The organism is Georgenia satyanarayanai (assembly GCF_009193135.1).
GTDB lineage: Bacteria > Actinomycetota > Actinomycetes > Actinomycetales > Actinomycetaceae > Oceanitalea > Oceanitalea satyanarayanai.
Window position 1 is genome coordinate 279,076 of the sequence record NZ_VUKC01000001.1, and the last position, 19,583, is coordinate 298,658.

General features: G+C 72.9%; 13 protein-coding genes, 2 pseudogenes and 2 riboswitches. Of the genes and pseudogenes, 9 read left to right on the top strand and 6 right to left on the bottom strand.

What is annotated here, in order from left to right; translation table 11 throughout:
- Positions 1-4 precede the first annotated feature (4 nt).
- Positions 5-94, top strand: a riboswitch (ZMP/ZTP riboswitch).
- Positions 95-123: 29 nt separating this feature from the next.
- Positions 124-1,692, top strand: a complete 1,569-nt coding sequence (purH, locus tag GD632_RS01340) for a bifunctional phosphoribosylaminoimidazolecarboxamide formyltransferase/IMP cyclohydrolase (RefSeq protein ID WP_152187852.1) — start codon at positions 124-126, stop codon at positions 1,690-1,692.
- A 304-nt stretch (positions 1,693-1,996) separates the two neighbouring features.
- Here purH and GD632_RS01345 read toward each other — a convergent pair whose 3' ends face one another.
- A complete protein-coding gene (locus tag GD632_RS01345) occupies positions 1,997-3,250 on the bottom strand; it encodes an FAD-dependent oxidoreductase (protein ID WP_152187854.1) in 1,254 nt (417 codons plus the stop codon).
- Positions 3,251-3,273: 23 nt separating this feature from the next.
- Here GD632_RS01345 and GD632_RS01350 point away from each other — a divergent pair, with 23 nt between their 5' ends.
- The 4 genes from GD632_RS01350 (at position 3,274) to GD632_RS01365 (ending at position 7,254) form a co-directional block, all read left to right on the top strand.
- Positions 3,274-3,540 carry a hypothetical protein gene (locus tag GD632_RS01350; protein ID WP_152187856.1) on the top strand — a complete coding sequence of 89 codons (267 nt, stop codon included), beginning with the start codon at positions 3,274-3,276 and terminating at the stop codon, positions 3,538-3,540.
- 51 nt (positions 3,541-3,591) lie between these two features.
- The gene (locus tag GD632_RS01355) at positions 3,592-4,920 is read left to right on the top strand and encodes a hemolysin family protein (protein ID WP_152187859.1); all 1,329 of its coding nucleotides are present in this window, start codon (positions 3,592-3,594) and stop codon (positions 4,918-4,920) included.
- Between the two features lie 113 nt (positions 4,921-5,033).
- A complete protein-coding gene (locus GD632_RS01360) occupies positions 5,034-6,251 on the top strand; it encodes an NADP-dependent isocitrate dehydrogenase (protein ID WP_152187861.1) in 1,218 nt (405 codons plus the stop codon).
- A gap of 22 nt (positions 6,252-6,273) precedes the next feature.
- Positions 6,274-7,254: a malate dehydrogenase gene (locus tag GD632_RS01365; protein WP_152187864.1), complete on the top strand. Its 981-nt coding sequence runs from the start codon at positions 6,274-6,276 to the stop codon at positions 7,252-7,254.
- Between the two features lie 84 nt (positions 7,255-7,338).
- On the opposite strand, the pseudogene GD632_RS16470 reads toward GD632_RS01365, so the two are convergent.
- A pseudogene (locus GD632_RS16470) lies at positions 7,339-7,500 on the bottom strand (hypothetical protein); the annotation flags it as partial.
- On the opposite strand from GD632_RS16470, the gene GD632_RS01375 reads away from it, so the two are divergent.
- Positions 7,493-8,221 (top strand): AIM24 family protein, encoded by a 729-nt coding sequence (locus GD632_RS01375; RefSeq protein ID WP_152187866.1) that lies wholly within the window; start codon positions 7,493-7,495, stop codon positions 8,219-8,221. The pseudogene GD632_RS16470 and the gene GD632_RS01375 overlap by 8 nt on opposite strands.
- 188 nt (positions 8,222-8,409) lie before the next feature.
- The gene (gene pulA / locus GD632_RS01380) at positions 8,410-14,358 is read left to right on the top strand and encodes a pullulanase-type alpha-1,6-glucosidase (protein ID WP_152187869.1); all 5,949 of its coding nucleotides are present in this window, start codon (positions 8,410-8,412) and stop codon (positions 14,356-14,358) included.
- Here pulA and GD632_RS01385 read toward each other — a convergent pair.
- The 4 genes and pseudogenes from GD632_RS01385 to GD632_RS15845 all read right to left on the bottom strand — a co-directional run bounded on the left by GD632_RS01385 (position 14,343) and on the right by GD632_RS15845 (position 17,765).
- Positions 14,343-14,702 (bottom strand): hypothetical protein, encoded by a 360-nt coding sequence (locus tag GD632_RS01385; RefSeq protein WP_226924397.1) that lies wholly within the window; start codon positions 14,700-14,702, stop codon positions 14,343-14,345. The two genes, pulA and GD632_RS01385, sit on opposite strands and share 16 nt — an antisense overlap.
- Positions 14,703-17,054: 2,352 nt before the next feature.
- A pseudogene (locus GD632_RS16515) lies at positions 17,055-17,318 on the bottom strand (helix-turn-helix domain-containing protein); the annotation flags it as partial.
- Between the two features lie 143 nt (positions 17,319-17,461).
- Positions 17,462-17,611: a hypothetical protein gene (locus GD632_RS15840; RefSeq protein WP_193311287.1), complete on the bottom strand. Its 150-nt coding sequence runs from the start codon at positions 17,609-17,611 to the stop codon at positions 17,462-17,464.
- Positions 17,612-17,615: 4 nt separating this feature from the next.
- A complete protein-coding gene (locus GD632_RS15845; RefSeq protein WP_193311288.1) occupies positions 17,616-17,765 on the bottom strand; it encodes a hypothetical protein in 150 nt (49 codons plus the stop codon).
- A gap of 161 nt (positions 17,766-17,926) precedes the next feature.
- On the opposite strand from GD632_RS15845, the gene purU reads away from it, so the two are divergent.
- Together purU and GD632_RS01400 are read left to right on the top strand one after the other, a co-directional pair.
- Positions 17,927-18,784: a formyltetrahydrofolate deformylase gene (purU, locus tag GD632_RS01395; RefSeq protein ID WP_152187873.1), complete on the top strand. Its 858-nt coding sequence runs from the start codon at positions 17,927-17,929 to the stop codon at positions 18,782-18,784.
- Positions 18,785-18,956: 172 nt separating this feature from the next.
- Positions 18,957-19,454, top strand: coding sequence for a GNAT family N-acetyltransferase (locus tag GD632_RS01400; protein ID WP_152187875.1), 498 nt, complete (start codon positions 18,957-18,959; stop codon positions 19,452-19,454).
- A 15-nt stretch (positions 19,455-19,469) separates the two neighbouring features.
- Positions 19,470-19,558, top strand: a riboswitch (ZMP/ZTP riboswitch).
- The last annotated feature ends 25 nt before the right edge of the window (positions 19,559-19,583 follow it).

Consider the following 19,583-nt stretch of genomic DNA (forward strand, 5'->3'; position numbering starts at 1 on the left):
ACTGGGTCCCGGCCGTGACTGGCGCAGAGGTGGAGTCACCACCGGGAAGCGGCCGGATGTCCCCTGCAGGGTGCCGCCCGCCTGGGTGCCCGGGTCCGATCCAGCGAACCCAGGAGTGACCTCGTGACCGACACGCGTCCCGTCCGCCGCGCCCTCGTCTCCGTCTACGACAAGACGGGGCTCGAGCCCCTCGCCCAGGCGTTGCACGCCGCCGGCGTGGAGATCGTCTCCACCGGCTCCACCGCCCGCACCATCGCCGCCGCCGGTGTCCCGGTGACGCCCGTGGAGGAGGTGACCGGCTTCCCCGAGTGCCTCGACGGGCGCGTCAAGACCCTCCACCCCCGCGTCCACGCCGGGATCCTCGCCGACCTCCGCAAGGACGCCCACGTCCGCGAGCTCGCCGAGCTGGGCGTCGCGCCCTTCGAGCTCGTCGTCGTCAACCTCTACCCCTTCACCGACACGGTGGCCTCCGGCGCCGCTCCCGAGGAGTGCGTCGAGCAGATCGACATCGGGGGGCCGACCATGGTCCGGGCCGCCGCGAAGAACCACGCGAGCGTCGCCGTCGTCGTCGACCCGTCCGGGTACGACGACGTCCCCGCGGCCGTCGCCGCCGGCGGCTTCACCCTCGAGCAGCGTCGCCGCCTCGCGGCCGCCGCCTTCCGGCACACGGCCGACTACGACGTCGCCGTCGCGTCGTGGATGGGCAACGTCGTCGCGCCCGACGACGAGAGCCGCTTCCCGGCGTGGACCGGCGCGACCTGGCAGCGCGCCGACGTCCTGCGCTACGGCGAGAACCCCCACCAGGCTGCCGCGCTGTACCGCTCGGGCACGCCCGGGCTCGCGCAGGCCGAGCAGCTCCACGGCAAGGCGATGAGCTACAACAACTACGTCGACGCCGACGCCGCCTGGCGGGCCGCGCACGACCACGCCGACCCCGCCGTCGCGATCATCAAGCACGCCAACCCCTGCGGGATCGCCGTCGGTGCGACGATCGCCGCGGCCCACGCGGCCGCGCACGCCTGTGACCCGGTCTCCGCCTTTGGTGGCGTCATCGCGGCCAACCGACCGGTCACCGCCGAGGCCGCCGCCCAGATCGCCCCGGTGTTCACCGAGGTCGTCGTCGCGCCGGCCTTCGAGCCGGAGGCGGTGGAGATCCTCACCGCGAAGAAGAACATCCGCCTGCTCGTCGTGCCCGAGGGCTCGGGCTCCGGCCTGGAGATGCGCGCGATCAGCGGCGGGCTGCTCGTCCAGGCCAGCGACCTCGTCGACGCGCCCGGCGACGACCCGAGCGGCTGGACCCTGGCCGCCGGTGAGCCCGCCGACCCGGCCACGCTCTCCGACCTCGCCTTCGCGTGGCGCTCGGTGCGCGCCGTGCGGTCCAACGCGATCCTCCTCGCCGCCGGTGGCGCGAGCGTCGGTGTGGGCATGGGGCAGGTCAACCGGGTCGACTCCTGCCGTCTCGCGGTGGAGCGGGCCAACGCGCTGGGGGAGGGGCGCGAGCGCGCCCGCGGCGCCGTCGCGGCCTCCGACGCGTTCTTCCCCTTCGCCGACGGGCTGCAGGTGCTGCTCGACGCCGGGGTGCGCGCCGTCGTCCAGCCCGGCGGCTCGATCCGGGACGAGGAGGTCGTCGCGGCGGCCCAGGCGGCCGGCGTGACGATGTACCTCACCGGAACCCGTCACTTCGCCCACTGACCGGCCTTCCCCGCCGACAGCCGACTTCCCGCCGCCAGCCGACTTCCCGCCGACAGCCGACTTCCCGCCGACAGCCGACTTCCCGCCGACAGCCGACTTCCCGCCGACAGCCGAGTTGCCGCCGACAGCCGAGTTCCCGCCGACAGGCGACTTACCGCCGACAGCCGAGTTACCGCCGACAGCCGAGTTCTCGCCGACAGCTGACTTATCGCCATGGGCGACAAGTCAGCTGTGGACGGTAGATCACTGCGGGCGACAACTCGGCTGTGGGTGACAACTCGGCTGTCGGCGAGGGCGCTGGGGCTCAGGCCAGCGCCTTGCGCAGCTGGACGGCCGGGTCGGCGGCGGCTGCGAGGTCGAGGATCGGGTGCGCGGGGGCTGACAGGACCTTGCGGAGGGGGCCGACGTCGCGCGGGCGGTCGACCGTGAGTCCCGCGTGCAGGCGCGGCGCACCCTCGGAGTCCGGGACGACGTACAGCGCGGTCCACGGACCGGCGCCCGGGTCGCCGCGCAGCACGATCCGCGCCCCCGGCGGCACGTGCCCGACAACAGTCAGCTCGTGCCCCAGCTGGGTGGAGAACACGTAGGGGGCCGGGTCCGGTGCCGGTCCGTCGGCCACGCCGAGCAGATCGGCGACGAGTGCGGCCGGGTGGTTGAGCGCGCCGTCCCAGTGCGCGCCGGGCACCACGCCGTCACGGGGGGAGTGGCGGTCCGTGCAGTCCCCGACCGCCCGGACGGATGCCGGCCCGCCGCGGACGCGCCCCGCCAGGTCCACGGGCACCGCGCCGCGCGGTGTGAGCGGCAGTGCCCCGGCCAGCCAGCCCGTGCTCGGGCGCACCCCGACGGCTGCGACGACGGCGTCGGCCGCCACCCGCTCACCGTCACCGAGCACCACCCCGCCCGCGTCCGCGGCGGTCACCGTCGCGCCGCAGCGCAGCTCGATCCCGCGCTCGGCGTACCAGGGGAGCAGCAACGCCCCGACCTGCGCCCCGAGCACGTGCCCCAGCGGTACCGGCCCACCCTCGAGCACGGTGACGTGCACACCCGCCGCGGCGGCGACCGTCGCGAGCTCCGCGCCGATCCACCCCGCCCCGACGACGGCGAGCCGTGCCCCCGGCACCAGCCGCCCACGCAAGGCCGCAGCGTCGTCGAGGTCGTGGAGGGTGAGGACGTCACGCCAGCCGGGCACCACGACGGGGCTCGCCCCGGTCGCCACGACGACGACGTCGGCCGTCACCTCCCGCGTGCCGGCCGGTCCCGCGACGGTGAGCCGAGCGCCGTCGTCGTCCGCGGCGAGGGCCACGGCGCGGTGGCCGGTGAGGAGCTCGTCGGCGAGCGAGACGAGGTCGCCGTAGCCCTCACCGGCGAGGTCGACGGCCGCCGTGCGGGTGAGGAGCTCCTTGCTGAGCGGCGGCCGGTCGTAGGGCGCCACCCGCTCCTCACCGACGACGGTGAGCCGGCCGGTGAAGCCCCGGCCGCGCAGCTCGGCGGCCGTCCGCAGGCCGGCCAGCCCGGTGCCGACGACGGCCACCCGGGTGGGCGGTGGGAGGAGGGTCACGGGCCCACGGTAGCCTCGTCGCCATGGACTCCACGCGCGGCGCAGGCACGGCGGTGCTGTGGCTCGTCGTCCTCGGCACGCTCGCCGCCGGTGCGGTGGCCGTGCTCGTCGACGTGCCGTCGGCCGCGCTGGTCCTCGCGGCGCTGTGCGCCGTCCTCGCCGTCGTCCGCGGCACCGACCGCGGGGTGCCGCCCGCCTTCCGGGCGCGCTCGACCGGGTTCGACGTCACCCTCCTCCTCGTGGCCGCCGTCGCGCTCGCCGTCCTCTCCCCGGCCGGCAACCTCACCTAGCGCCGTGGGGCGGCCCCGTGCGGTCGCCGCGGCTCCTGGGACAATGGCCCGATGACCGACCTCGTCGTCGACATCCTCCTCGTCTTCACCTTCGTCCTCCTCGGCGGCGTCTTCGCCGCCTCCGAGATCGCCCTCGTGTCCCTGCGCGACAGCCAGGTGCGCGCGCTGGCCGAGAAGGGTGGCCCCGGCGCCCGGGTGGCGCGGCTGACCGAGGACTCCAACCGCTTCCTGTCCTCGGTGCAGATCGGCGTCACCCTCGCCGGCTTCTTCTCCGCGTCCTTCGGCGCCGCGCAGATCGCGCCGCAGGTCTCCCCCGCGCTGGAGGACCTGGGGCTCGGCAGCGGGGTCGCGAGCACCGTCGCCTTCGTCGGCACCACCGTCCTCATCTCCTACCTCTCCCTCGTCTTCGGTGAGCTCGTGCCCAAGCGGTTGGCGATGCAGAGCGCCGAGCGCTTCGCCGTCGTCGTCGCGACGCCGCTGGACTGGATCGCCACGGCCATGCGGCCCGTGATCTGGCTGCTCGGCGCCTCTACCAACGTCGTCATGCGCCTGCTCGGGCGCGACCCGAGGGCGCAGCGCGAGGAGATCGGCGCGGAGGAGCTGCGCTCGATGGTGGCCCAGCACGAGTCGATCGGGGCGGTGGAGCGCGACATGGTCGTCGACATCCTCGCCGTCGGGGACCGGGGCGTGGAGGAGATCATGACGCCCCGCACCGAGGTCGAGTTCCTCGACGCGGACCTGCCGGTCGACGACGCGCAGGCGCTGGTCTCCACGCTCGAGCACTCGCGCTACCCCGTGCGCGGCCGCAACGACGACGACGTCCTCGGCTTCATCCACGTGCGTGACCTCATCAGCATCCGCCCCGGCGCACGCGTCATCGGCGACCTCGTGCGCCAGGTCCCCTTCTTCCCCACCGGCAAGCGGGTGCTCTCCGCACTCACCGACATGCGCACGCAGAACGCGCACCTCGCCGTCGTCGTCGACGAGTACGGCGGGACCGACGGGATCGTCACCCTCGAGGACATCGTCGAGGAGTTCGTCGGGGAGATCAACGACGAGTACGACCGCCCGGCGCCCGGGGTCCAGGCCCGCGGGGACGTCGGCGACGTCGCCGGGCTGCTCGGGCGCGCGGACGTCGCCAAGGTCCTCGGCCGCGAGCTCCCCGAGGGTCCCTTCGACACCCTCGCCGGCTTCGTCGTCACCCGCCTGGGCCGCATGCCCGAGGTGGGCGACACCGTCGAGTGGGACGGGCTCACCCTCACGGTCGCGGCCCTCGACGGGCGCCGCGTGGACCGCCTCCACGTCCGGGCCGCGGACCCCGACGACGCCGCCTCCGCCATCACGGGCGCGGACCCGGGGGTGGCCGGCCAGCACCCGTGAGGGAGGTGTGGCCCATTTATCTCGATGTCGAGTAATCTTGGTGGCGGTGCCGGCGCCCCGGCGCCAAGGACGCCGAGCACACACCCTCGTGGTGGTCAGGAGAGCGCAGGAACATGGCGAAGATCAAGGTCGAGAACCCGGTCGTCGAGCTCGACGGCGACGAGATGACGCGGATCATCTGGCAGTTCATCAAGGACCGACTCATCCACCCCTACCTGGACGTCGACCTCAAGTACTACGACCTCGGGATCCAGCACCGTGACGCCACCGACGACCAGGTGACGATCGACGCCGCCCACGCCATCCAGGAGCACGGCGTCGGCGTCAAGTGCGCGACCATCACCCCCGACGAGGCCCGGGTGGCCGAGTTCGGCCTCAAGAACATGTGGCGCTCGCCCAACGGGACCATCCGCAACATCCTCGGTGGCGTCATCTTCCGCGAGCCGATCATCATCTCCAACATCCCGCGCCTCGTGCCGGGCTGGACCAAGCCGATCATCATCGGCCGCCACGCCCACGCCGACCAGTACAAGTCGCAGAACTTCAAGGTCCCCGGCCCGGGCACCGTGACGATCACCTACACCCCCGACGACGGCAGCGAGCCCATGGAGCTCGAGGTCGCGAAGTTCGGTGAGGACGGCGGCGTCGCGATGGGCATGTACAACTACAACAAGTCGATCGCCGACTTCGCCCGCGCCTCCTTCTCCTACGGCCTGCAGCGCGGCTACCCCGTCTACATGTCGACGAAGAACACGATCCTCAAGGCCTACGACGGCGCCTTCAAGGACATCTTCCAGGAGATCTTCGAGGCGGAGTTCAAGGAGCAGTTCGACGCCGCGGGCCTCACCTACGAGCACCGCCTCATCGACGACATGGTCGCCGCGGCCATGAAGTGGGAGGGCGGCTACGTCTGGGCCTGCAAGAACTACGACGGCGACGTCCAGTCCGACACCGTCGCCCAGGGCTTCGGCTCCCTCGGCCTCATGACCTCCGTGCTCATGTCCCCGGACGGTCGCACGGTGGAGGCCGAGGCCGCGCACGGCACGGTCACCCGCCACTACCGCCAGCACCAGGCCGGCAACCCGACCTCGACGAACCCGATCGCCTCGATCTTCGCGTGGACCCGGGGCCTGTCCCACCGCGGCAAGCTCGACAACACCCCGGAGGTCACCGGCTTCGCCGAGACCCTCGAGGACGTCGTCATCAAGACCGTCGAGTCCGGCAAGATGACCAAGGACCTCGCCCTGCTCGTGGGCAAGGACCAGCAGTGGCAGACGACCGAGGAGTTCCTCGCCTCGATCGACGAGAACCTCGCCGCCCGCCTGGCCTGACGGCTCCAAGGAGACAACGCTCATGAACCAGCCCGTCAACGTCACCGTCACGGGGGCCGCCGGCCAGATCGGCTACGCCCTGCTTTTCCGCATCGCCTCGGGCCAGCTGCTCGGGCCGGACACCCCGGTCCGGCTGCGTCTGCTCGAGATCCCCCAGGGCGTCAAGGCCGCCGAGGGCACCGCGATGGAGCTCGACGACTGCGCCTTCCCGCTCCTCGCGGGCATCGACATCTTCGACGACGCGAACGCCGCCTTCGACGGCGCGAACGTCGGGCTGCTCGTCGGGGCGCGTCCCCGCACGGCCGGCATGGAGCGCGGTGACCTCCTCGAGGCCAACGGCGGCATCTTCGGCCCGCAGGGCAGGGCGATCAACGACAACGCGGCCTCGGACATCCGGGTGCTCGTCGTCGGCAACCCCGCCAACACCAACGCGCTCATCGCCCAGCGCCACGCCCCGGACGTCCCGGCCGAGCGCTTCACCGCGATGACGCGCCTGGACCACAACCGGGCGCTGAGCCAGCTCGCGCGGAAGACCGGCACCCCGGTGAGTGAGATCGAGAACCTCACGATCTGGGGCAACCACTCCGCCACCCAGTACCCGGACGTCTTCCACGCGACGATCGGCGGCCGTCCGGCCACCGAGCTCGTGGACGAGGCCTGGCTGGACGGGGAGTTCATCCCGACCGTCGCCAAGCGCGGTGCGGCGATCATCGACGCGCGCGGTGCGTCGTCGGCCGCCTCGGCAGCCAACGCGGCCATCGACCACGTCCACGACTGGGTCAACGGCACGGGGTCGTCCTGGACCTCCGCGGCGATCCCGTCCGACGGCTCCTACGGCGTGCCCGAGGGCATCATCTCCTCCTTCCCGGTGCGCTCCGTGGACGGGCGCTGGGAGATCGTGCAGGGCCTGGAGATCGGTGGCTTCTCGCGCCAGCGGATCGACGCCTCCGTCGCCGAGCTCGTCGGCGAGCGGGACGCCGTCCAGGAGCTCGGCCTCATCTGAGCACACTGACCGAGGGCCGGGAGGGACACCCCTCCCGGCCCTCGGCATGTCCCCAGGTTCTCTCCTCCCCCTCCCGCCGAGAGTCGAGTTCCCGCCGAGAGTCGAGTTGTCGCCGAGGGTCGAGTTCCCGCCGAGGGTCGAGTTGTCGCCGAGGGTCGAGTTGTCGCCGAGAGTGCGTTTCCCGACGTCGTCAGCCACTACGCTGCGGCTGCAACCCATGTGCGCGAAGGAGAGCACCATGCCCATCCACGGAACTCTGTTCAGCGACTTCCAGGAGACTGCCGCCCGGGAGCCCTTCGTCCTGCAGAACAAGAAGCTGCTCAAGATCCAAATGGGTTACGGGCCGGTCTGGGCCAAGTCGGGCTCGATGATCGCTTACCAGGGGGACGTCCACTTCCAGAACAAGGGGTCCGGCGGGCTCGGGCGCATCGTCAAGTCGGCGGTGACCGGCGAGGGGGTGAGCATGATGGAGTGCACGGGTCAGGGCGAGCTCTTCGTCGCCGACGGTGCCGCAGACGTCCAGGTCTTCTACCTCGAGAACGACATGGTGTCGGTCAACGGAGCTAGCGTCCTCGCGTTCTCCTCCTCGATCGAGTGGGACATCCACCGCCTCCAGGCCCGCGGAGCCGCGATGACCGGCGGCCTGTACAACGTCTCGCTTCGCGGCACCGGGTACGTCGCGGTCACTACGCAGGGTGAGCCGGTGGCGCTCGACGTCGCGAGCGCACCGACCTTCGCCGACGCGCAAGCCGTGGTCCTGTGGACGGCAGGCGTGAGCGCCGACATCCGGGTCGACACCGGCGGTCTGTCCTCGCTCGTCAGGGGCGGGACGGGCGAGACCTTCCAGATCGCTTTCGGTGGCCGGGGTTACGTCGTCGTCCAGCCGAGCGAGACCGTCGTGAGCGGTGGTCACCAGGAGAACCGCACGAAGAGCAGCGGCGGCGGGCTGGGCGGCCTCTTCGGCTGAGACCTCCCATCGGTAAGTCGACCGTCGTCGGTAAGTCGGCTGTCGGCGGTAGGTCGGTCGGCTGTCGGTGGTGGGGCGGTTCTCTGTCGTCGGCGGGTTTTTGGCGCGCCGTGAAACGTACTGCAAGCCTTGCACCGGCTTGCAGGCGGGTCTACGCTGCCGACACCATCCGGAGACGAGGGAGTCCCATGTCCGCGAGATCTGCGCGCCCGCGCGCCGCCGTCGCCACGCTCGCCACCGCGAGCCTCCTGGCCTCGGGGCTCGTAGCGGTCGCCTCCACCCTTCCTGCCGCTGCCGACGACGCCGTCGTCGTCCTCGCCGGCAACCTCCAGTCCGAGCTCGGCTGCCCCGCCGACTGGGCCCCGGACTGCACCGGCACCGCCCTGGCGCCCACCGGCACCGAGGGCGTCTACGCCGCCGAGCTCACCGTCCCGGCCGGCAGCTGGGAGTACAAGGTCGCCGTCGGCGGCACGTGGGACGAGGCCTACGGCGTCGGAGGCGGGGAGGAGAACTACGCCCTCCACCTCGCCGGCGCGGCCGACGTCCGCTTCACCTTCGACCACGCCGACGGGCTCCTCGCCCTCGAGGTCCTCGGCCTCGAGGAGGGCTACACCGACGCGGACGCCGCTCTCGTCGCCGAGCCGGTCCGCCAGCCCGGCGCGGACGAGCAGTTCTACTTCGTCATGACTGACCGCTTCGCCGACGGCGACGCGGCGAACAACACCGGCGGGATCGACGGCGGCCGCCTCGACCACGGCTTCGACCCGACGGACAAGGGCTTCTACCACGGCGGTGACATCGCCGGCCTGCACGAGCGGCTCGACTACATCGAGGGGCTCGGCACGACGGCGATCTGGCTCACGCCGTCGTTCAAGAACCGGCCCGTCCAGGGTGAGGGCGCCGACGCCTCGGCCGGCTACCACGGCTACTGGATCACCGACTTCACCCAGATCGACCCGCACCTGGGGACCAACGACGAGCTCGAGGCGCTCATCGACGACGCCCACGACCGCGGGATCAAGGTCTACTTCGACATCATCACCAACCACACCGCCGACGTCATCGACTACGCGGAGGGCGCGTACTCCTACATCGACATGGCCACCTCCCCCTACCGTGACGCGGAGGGCGCCACCTTCGACCCCGGGGACCACGCCGGCACCGGCACCTTCCCGGAGCTCGACGCCGAGACCTCCTTCCCGTACACCCCCGTGGTGGACGAGGGGATGGAGGACGTCAAGGTCCCCGGGTGGCTCAACGACGTCACGCTCTACCACAACCGGGGCAACTCGACCTGGGAGGGCGAGTCGGTCACCTACGGCGACTTCGACGGCCTGGACGACCTCATGACCGAGCACCCGACCGTCGTCGACGGCTTCGTCGAGGTCTACCAGGACTGGATCGACCTCGGCATCGACGGCTTCCGCATCGACACCGCCAAGCACGTCAACATCGAGTTCTGGGAGGAGTGGACCACCGAGGTCCTCGACCACGCCCGCGCCCAGGGCAACGAGGAGTTCTTCATGTTCGGCGAGGTCTACGACGCCGACGCCCGCCTCCTGTCCCCGTACGTGCGCAACACCGACATGAACGGCGTGCTCGACTTCGCCTACCAGTCCGCCGCCGTCAACTACGCCAAGGGCTTCACCGCCGCGGGCCTGTCCGGCCTCTTCGCCGCGGACGCCTACTACACGACGCCGACGACGAGCGCCCACGACCTGCCGACCTTCCTCGGCAACCACGACATGGGCCGGGTGGGCTACTTCCTCCAGGGCGCCGGCGACGAGCTCGACCGCTCGGTGCTCGCCCACTCCCTCATGTACCTCACCCGTGGCCAGCCGGTCGTCTACTACGGCGACGAGCAGGGCTTCGTCGGGCAGGGCGGGGACAAGGACGCCCGCCAGTCGCTCTTCGCCAGCGAGGTACGGCAGTACCAGGACGAGGCGACGCTCGACGGCGACCCGATCGGCGCCCAGGACCACTACGCCACCGACGCGCCCCTCTACACGCACATCGCCGAGCTCGCCGGGCTGCGGTCGAGCACCCCGGCGCTCGCGACGGGCGCGCAGGTCGAGCTCCACGCCGACGACGGCGCGGGCGTCTACGCCTTCGCCCGCGTCGACCGCGAGGAGCGGGTGGAGCACGTCGTCGCGCTCAACAACACGACCACCGCCGCCACCGCCACCTTCACCACCCTCACCCCCGGTGCCACCTACACGTCCCTGCACGGTGACGCGACGTCCGTGACGGCGGACGCGTCCGGGCGGGTCACGCTCACCGTCCCGGGCCTCGACGCCGTCGTGCTCGTCGCCGACCGGACCGTCGGTGCGCCCGAGGATCCGGGCACCATGACGCTCGGCCCCGCGCAGGGCGGGCGCCTCGACGGCGTCGCCCCGGTCTCGGCGGACGTCGCCGACGACGTGTGGACCGAGACCTCCTTCGCCTACCGGCTCGTCGGCAGCGAGGAGTGGACGCCGCTCGGCACCGCCGAGGGTGACGCGCCGCGCGTCTTCCACGACGTCTCCGGCCTGCCGACCGGCACGCTCGTCGAGTACCGCGCGGTGTCGGTCGATGCCGCCGGGCACCGCGCCGCGGCCTCGACCGTCGGCTCGGTCGGCCAGGCCGTCGACGGCAGCGCTCCGGAGCAGCCGGGAGGGGACCTCGTCACCGTGCCCGGCAGCCACAACGCCGCCATGGGGTGCCCGGGTGACTGGCAGCCGGACTGCCAGGCGGCCGCCCTCACCCTCGGCGCGGACGGCGTCTACTCCGCCACCTTCGACCTGCCGGCCGGCAGCTACGAGTACAAGGTCGCCGTCGGTGGCAGCTGGGACGTCAACTACGGCGCGGGTGGTGTGCCCGGCGGTGACAACGTCGCCTACACCCACGAGGGCGGGACGATCACCTTCTTCTACGACCCGGTGACCCACCGGTTCGCCAACACCGCCGAGGGGCCCGTCATCACCCTGCCCGGCAGCTTCCAGAGCCAGGTCGGCTGCCCGGGGGACTGGCAGCCCGACTGCATGGCCACGTGGATGACCGACCCCGACGGCGACGGCACCTACGAGTGGTCGACGACGGCGCTCGCGACGGGCAGCTACGAGGTCAAGGTGGCCCACGGCCGCAGCTGGGACGAGAACTACGGCGCCGACGGCGTCCGCGACGGTGCCAACATCAGCTTCAGCGCCACGGCCGGCAAGCTCGTCTCCTTCAGCTACGACCTCGCCAGCCACGTCCTCACCGTCGAGGTGACCGACCCGCCGCTCGCGGGCACCGGTCAGCTCGCCGCCCACTGGCTCGACGAGACGACCATCGCCTGGCCGACGTCGCTGCTGCCCGCCGGGACGGAGGTGAGCGACCTCGAGTGGTCCCTCCACCACGCCGCCGCGGGGGGCATGGAGGTCCGCGACGGCGAGGTCCACGGCGCGGACGGCTCGACGGCGCTCACCCTCGTGGGGGAGGGGCTGCCCGAGGCGCTCGCCGGGCGCTTCCCGCACCTCGCCGACCACCTCGCCCTGCGCGTGGAGGGCCTGAGCAGTGCGCAGGTCGAGGAGGTCCTCACCGGCCAGGTGCAGGTCCTGCAGACGGACGGCGCGGTGGCCAGCGCCTTCACCGGCGTCCAGGTCCCCGGTGTCCTCGACGACCTCTACGCGGAGGACGCCGCGGACCGCGTGCTCGGGGTGGACTGGGCCGAGGACGGCACGCCGTCCCTCGCGCTGTGGGCCCCGACCGCCACCGACGTCGACCTGCAGCTGTGGCCGGGCGGGCTCGGCGGTGCGCCGGAGACGGTCGACATGGACCGGCAGGACGACGGCACGTGGACCGTCGAGGGGGAGCCCGGCTGGGAGGACGCGGCCTACCGCTTCGGCGTCACCGTCTACGCTCCGAGCGTGGACGAGGTCGTGACGAACGACGTCACCGACCCCTACGCCGTCGGGCTCACCGAGAACTCCACGCACTCGGTGCTCGTCGACCTCGACGACCCGCGCTGGGCGCCGGGGCTGTGGACCGACACCCCGCGTCCCGTCGTCGAGCGACCGGTGGACCGGACGATCTACGAGCTGCACGTGCGCGACTTCTCGATCAGCGACGAGACCGTCCCGGAGGAGCTGCGCGGCACCTACCTCGCCTTCGCGCAGGAGGACAGCGACGGGATGCGTCACCTGCGCACGCTCGCCGACGCGGGCATGAACACCGTCCACCTCCTGCCGACCTTCGACATCGCGACGATCGAGGAGGACCCGGCCGCCCGCACCGATCCCGAGGTGCCCGACGCCGGCCCGGCCTCGGAGGAGCAGCAGGCCGTCGTGAGCGCCACCCGGGACCTCGACGGCTTCAACTGGGGTTACGACCCGTGGCACTTCTCGACGCCCGAGGGGTCCTACGCCGTCGAGCGTGACGGCGGCAGCCGCACCGCGGAGTTCCGCACCATGGTGGGCGGCCTGCACGACGCCGGCCTGCAGGTGGTCCTCGACAAGGTGTACAACCACACGAGCGCCTCGGGGCAGGACGACAGGTCGGTCCTCGACAGGGTGGTCCCCGGCTACTACCACCGGCTCAGTGCCACGGGCAGCGTCGAGACCTCGACCTGCTGCCAGAACGTCGCCACCGAGCACGAGATGGCCGAGAAGCTCATGGTCGACTCCGTCCTCACCTGGGCGACCGACTACGGGGTGGACGGCTTCCGGTTCGACCTCATGGGCCACCACTCGCGCGACAACATGGTCGCCGTGCGGGAGGCGCTGGACGCCCTCACCCTCGAGGACGACGGCGTGGACGGTGAGTCCGTCTACGTCTACGGCGAGGGCTGGAACTTCGGGGAGGTCGCGGACAACGCGCGCTTCCACCAGGCGACGCAGGGCCAGCTCGACGGCACCGGCATCGGCACCTTCTCCGACCGGCTGCGCGACGCCGTCCGCGGCGGTGGTCCCTTCGACGAGGACCAGCGCACGGTCCAGGGCTTCGGCTCGGGGTCCTTCACCGACCCCAACGCCGTCGCCGAGGGGACGCCGGAGGAGCAGGCGGCCCGGCTCGCCCACCAGACCGACCTCGTGCGGCTCGGGCTGGCCGGCAACCTCGCCGACTTCTCCTTCCTCACCTTCGCCGGTGAGGAGCAGACAGGCGCCGAGATCGACTACAACGGGCAGCCCGCCGGGTATGCCACGCAGCCGGACGAGGTCGTCACGTACGTCGACGCGCACGACAACGAGACGCTGTTCGACAACCTCGTCCTCAAGCTGCCGGTCGACACCGCGATGGAGGACCGGGTGCGGATGAACACGCTGTCGCTGGCGACGACGGCGCTGTCCCAGACGCCGTCGTTCTGGCACGCGGGCACCGACCTGCTCCGGTCGAAGTCGCTGGACCGCAACAGCTACAACTCCGGTGACCACTTCAACCGCCTCGACTGGTCGATGCGGTCGAACACCTTCGGTGTCGGGCTCCCGCCTGCCGAGGACAACAGCGGGGCGTGGGAGGTCATGGCGCCGCTGCTCGAGAACCCCGGTCTGCGGCCGGAGCCTGCGGACATCGAGCACTCCGCCGCGATGGCGCAGGACCTCCTCGAGCTGCGGTTCTCCACCGAGCTCTTCCGCCTCGGCTCGGCCGAGCTCATCCACGAGAAGGTGACCTTCCCCGGCTCGGGACCGGACGCCACGCCGGGCCTGCTCGTCATGGCGGTGGACGACACCGCCGGGGAGCAGGACGTCGACCCCGCCCTCGACGGCGTGCTCGCGGTGTTCAACGCGTCCCCTGACGCCATCACCGAGCAGGTGGACGGCTTCGCCGGACGGGACCTCGCGCTCTCGCCGGTGCAGCAGGACGGCGCGGACGATGTCGTGCGGGGAACCGCGTGGGACGCGGACACCGGGACGGTGACGGTCCCGGCGCGCACGGTGGCCGTGCTCGTCGAGGCCCAGGCCCAGGTGGAGCCCACGCCGACGCCCACCGACCCGACGCCCACCGACCCGTCACCCACCCCGAGCGACGGCAGTGGCCCGGATGACGACGCCGGCCGCCCGGGCGGGAAGCTGCCCCACACCGGTGCCGACCTCGCCGTGCCCGTCGTGGTCGCGCTCCTCCTGCTCCTCGCCGGGTCGGTCCTCGCGGCCCGTCGGCGGACGGGTCAGCCGATCGGCTGACCGGCCAGCTCCAGGGCGGGGACGTCGTCGTCGGCGGCGTCCTCGCCCGGCCGGCCGTCGCCCGGCGGGAGGCCCTCGTCCGGGCGGAAGCGCCACCACCACACGAGCATGAGCGCGCTGCTGGCGAGGTAGAAGCCGTGGAGGAGCCACAGCGGCCCCGGGGGCAGGCTCGCGACGTACACGGTGTGGACGAGGTTGCCGACGTTGGCGACGACGAGGTTGCCCGGGCTGTAGGACCGCAGGTCCTTCGTCCGGGCCGCCTTGACGAGCATGGGCAGGTAGCTCACCACGAAGAGCGTGGTCGACACCGACCCGGCAATCACCCCCGCGTCCTGCAGGGCCATGGGACCTCCCGTCGTCGGTCGGCCGCTCAGCGCGGCCGCGGCACGGCCGGGTGCCGCACCACTCCCAGTGTCGGCGCGGGGTGGTGGGGTCGACCACGGACGTCACCCTGACGTCGTCCTGACGAGGGCGGGTCAGTCCTCGGGTGGCAGGTCCCCGGCCACCACGGAGTGGAGGGGAGCGCGGCCCCCTGCGGCCCAGGCGGCCGCGAGCCCGCCCGGACCGAGTCGGGCGGTCACCGCCGCCACGGTGCGGTCCCGGTCCGGGCGCTCGCACAGCGGTACGGGCGCGCCGATGGCCGACCTCAGCTCCTCCGCGGCGCCGAGGAGGAAGGCGGCGCCGCGGTCCCGGCCGCGGTGGTGGAGGACGGTGGCCAGGGCTTCGAGAACGCTGGCGGTGCGCCAGCGGTCACCGAGCTCGTGGTGCTCGGACAGGCTCTGCTCGAGCTCGTGGACCGCACGCTCGAGCTGCCCGAGCACGGTGGCGAGGACTCCCAGCTGGTTGAGGGACCAGGCGACCCCCTCCCGGAAGGCGAGGCCGCGGGAACGGTCCCTGGCCTCGAGCAGCAAGCGGTCCGCACCGGGGAGGTCGCCTCGGTGGCGGGCGATGACGCCGAGCCCGATGAGCGTCCAGACGACGCCCTCCTCGTCCCCCACCCGGCTGAAGGTCTGCTGGGCGGCCCGGGCGTGGCGCGCAGCGGCCGAGAGGTCACCGCGGAGCCACGCGACGAAGCCCAGGTGGTGCTCGGCCCAGGCGACACCGCTGGCGTCGTCGTCCGCTCGCGAGAGCGCCAGCCCCTCCCGGTGGAGAGTCTCGGCCCTCTCGTAGTCGGCGCGTTCCCGGGCGACGCTACCCAGCGAGCGGAGCACGAGCGCCGCACCGGACCGGTCACCGGAGGCGTGGCACTGCGCGAGGGCCAGACCCAGGCGCTGCTCGGCGGCCGGGTACTCGCACTGGAGGAAGGCGAGGTAGCCCGAGGCGGCGAGCGCCCGCGTGCGGACACGGTCAGGCAGGTCCGCGTGGTCGCCGTCCAGGTCCAGGGCGGCGTCGAGCCAGCGCCGCCCCTCGGTGTACCGGCCGCGGAGGTAGAAGTACCGCGCGAGCCCGCCGGAGATCCGCAGCGCTGCCCCTGACCAGGCACGCTCGGTGGCCACGGCCATGGCGGCCCGGACGTTGTCCAGCTCGGAGTCGAGCAGCCCCAGCCACCGTGCCTGCCCCTCCCTGCGCAGCTCTGCCTCGGCACGATCGGCGAGCTGCGCGAGATGGGCGACGAAGCGCTGCTCGGCCGCGGCCCGCTCGCCCGAGTCCTCCAGCCGGCGGGCCGCGAACTCGCGGACGACCGCGAGCATGTCGTATCGCGCCTCGTCACCCTCGTGGCGGACCACGACGAGTGACTTGTCCACGAGGCGGGAGGTCAGGTCGAGCACACGGGCCCGCTCCCGGTGCCCGGTGACCGCCTCGGCGCTCGCGAGCGTCCAGCCGCCGCGGAAGACCGACACGGAGGCGAGGAAGCGCTGCTCCTCCGGGGTGAGCAGGTCGTGGCTCCAGGCGATGGCCGACTCCAGCCCGAGCTGGCGCCGGGGGCCGGTCGCGCCGGCGCGGGCGAGGATCGCGGCGGACCGGTCGAGCTCCGCCCCGATCTGCCGCACGGTGAGCACGCTCGTGCGGGCGGCGGCGAGCTCGATCGCCAGGGGCAGGCCGTCGAGGCGTCGGCACAGCGCGCCGACCTCGGCCAGCCGCCCCCCGGGTACCGGGTAGGCCGCCCTGGCGAGGAAGAGCCGGACGGCCGGTGCGTCCAGCGTCCGCTCGGCATCGGCACCGGCCACCGGGAGCGCCAGCGGAGGCACCCGGTGGACCATCTCGGCCGGGAGGTGGAGCGGCTCTCGGCTGGTCGCGAGGACGGCCAGCTGCTCGCAGCGCTGGAGCAGCCACTCCACCAGGCGGGCGCAGCGGTCGACGACGTGCTCGCAGCTGTCGATGACCAGGAGGAGACGTCGGCGGCCGACATGCGCCGCCACGGCCTCGCGCTCCTCCAGGCCGGGAGCGCGGAGCACGCCGAGGGCCGCTCCGGCGGCGGCCGTCACCTCCCCTCCCGCGGGCACGGCGTCCACGGGGACCCAGCACTGCTCGGGGAACACCTCGCGCAGGGTGGCGGCGAGGGTGATCGCCAGGCTCGTCTTGCCGACGCCACCCGGCCCGGCGAGGGTGAGCAACCGGGTGCTGCCGGAGCGCAGCGCGGCGGCGGCGCGCTCCAGCTCGGCGGCCCGGCCGATGAGCTCACCGGTTGGCAGGGGCGGGACCTGCACGGCCGCGGCCACGTCCGGCCGGGACGCGGCGACGAAAGCGGTCCGGGCGGCGTCGTCGAGGTCGAGCGCGTCGGCGAGCATACGGACGGTGAGGGGCCGGGGCGCCGTGCGGCGTCCCCGCTCCAGGGCGGCGATGCCGTCCACGCTGAGGCCGGCCCGCTCGGCCAGCTCCTCCTGCGACAGGCCGATGCGACGTCGGTGCCCGGAGAGGGAGGCCCCGAACGCACTCGTTGTGTTCTCCGCTGCCACGCCACCACGCTCCTGGGCGCTGTCGGCGTCACTAGCGTACGACGGTGGCCCGGTGGGCTTCATCCCCGGTGGGGGCGGCGCACCGGCCGGTCGGACGTCCCGGGGCGGTCAGGGCCGGGCACGTGCCGCCGCGAGGGCGCAGCGCAGGATGGTGCCGCGGGTGACGACGACGTGCCCGTCGACCTGCACGTGCGTGAAGGTGTGGCTCAGCTCGCTGGCTCCCGGGCAGCCTCCCGGTGCACGGCCTGCGGGTGGACGGTCCGCCGCAGGGTGAGGGCGTCGGCGAGGGCGCGGGTGCTGTCGGTCGCCGCGACCGCGCGCGCGTCGCCCGCGGCCGCCGGGCTCCCCGTCGCCACGGGCTCAGCGCTGCTCGTGGCGGGGCCCCGGGAGGTGCCGGCGCCACCGGGGCGGCGCGGCACGGTCCGCCGACCGCCCGCGGCGCGCGCGCTCGGCCTCGGCGAGGCGGTCGGCCATGAGGGCGTGGATCAGCTCAGGGCTCGGGTGGTTCATCGGGCTTCCTCTCACTGGGCGTCGGCTCCGCGGTGGAGCGTGCACCGAGTCTCCGCGCCGCCGCTTCGGCGCGGGAAGCGACAGCACCCTGACCTCGCCCTGACAGAGCCGGAGGCGGACCGTGACGGGCCCGGCCGACGCGGTCGGCTAGCCTCGGGCGGGTGAACACCGACGGCGACCTCCACCTCGTCCTGTCCCTCTCGTGCCCCGACCGGCCCGGCATCGTCAGCGCCGTGGCCGGTCTGCTGGCCGAGCACGGCGGGAACATCACCGAGTCCCAGCAGTTCGGCGACCCCTCGACCGGGCTGTTCTTCATGCGGGTGCAGGTCCAGACCGCCGCCCCGCGCGAGCAGCTCGAGCAGGCGCTCGGACAGCTCGCGGGGCAGTTCGACATGACCTGGCACCTCGACGTCGTCGGCCGTCCGCTGCGCACGCTCATCCTCGTGTCCAAGGCGGCGCACTGCCTCGCCGACCTCGCCTACCGCCAGCGCAACGACCGGCTGCCCATCGACGTCGTCGGTGTGGTCTCCAACCACACCGTCCTCGAGGACCTCGCCCGGTTCTACGACTACGACTTCCACCACGTGCCGGTGACCGCGGCGACCAAGCCGGAGGCAGAGGCGCAGCTGCTCCGGCTCGTCGAGGAGCAGGACGTCGAGCTCGTCGTCCTCGCCCGCTACATGCAGGTGCTCTCCGACGACCTGTGCCGCCGCCTGGAGGGGCGCGTCATCAACATCCACCACTCCTTCCTGCCGAGCTTCAAGGGCGCCCGCCCCTACGCCCAGGCCCACGCCCGGGGCGTCAAGCTCATCGGCGCGACCGCCCACTACGTGACGGCGGATCTCGACGAGGGCCCGATCATCGAGCAGGACGTCGAGCGGGTGGACCACGGCGACGACGAGCGCGAGATGGTCGCCCTCGGCGAGGACGTCGAGCGTCGGGTGCTCGCGCGCGCGGTGCGCTGGCACGCCGAGCACCGCGTCCTGCGCGACGGCGCCCGCACCGTCATCTTCCGCTGACGCCGAGGTTCCCCAGCCCCTCGGCGCCCAGCCCCGGCGGCAAGTCGGCTGTCGGCGAGAAGTCGGCTGTGGGCGAGAAGTCGGCTGTCGGCGAGAGGGAGGGGAGGGGTGGGTGGGGGATCGCTGAGTGGACGTGTACGCCGACGACGACGGACGGTGCAAGGATGGCGGCATGGACGACGTTCGCATCGATGTGGTCGACGACGGCGCCGCCGGCGAGCTGCTGACGGTCCGGCGCGCGGCCTTCGTCACCGAGGCCCAGCTCTACGGCGACCCCAGCATCCCCGCCCTCACCCAGACCCTCGAGGAGCTGCGCGCGGACCTCGAGCGCCCCGAGGTCGTCACGCTCGGGGCGTGGATCGGCACCCGGCTCGTCGGCTCGATCCGCGTCGAGCTCGAGGGGGAGCGCGCCAACCTCGGCCGCCTCGCCGTCGTCCCGGACCTCCAGGGCCAGGGCCTGGGCACCCAGCTGCTCATGTCGGTCCTCGAGTACCTCCCCGAGCAGACGAGGGAGGTCTGGGTCTTCACCGGCCAGGACTCCAAGCAGAACCTGTCGATGTACGCCAAGCACGGCTACGAGCACCAGTACGACCAGCACACCGGTGACCTCACCTACGCCTACCTGCGCCGCATCCTGGGCGAGGAGGAGCCGGCCGAGCCCCAGGGGTAGCCGGAGCGGGTAGAGTCTTCCTGTCGCGACTGGCGCCAGAGGTGGATCACCACCGGGGAGCGATGAACCACGCAGACCTCAGGTCGCCCGCCTGGGCCGAGGGTCACCGGCAACGCGCGCTCCGGCGCG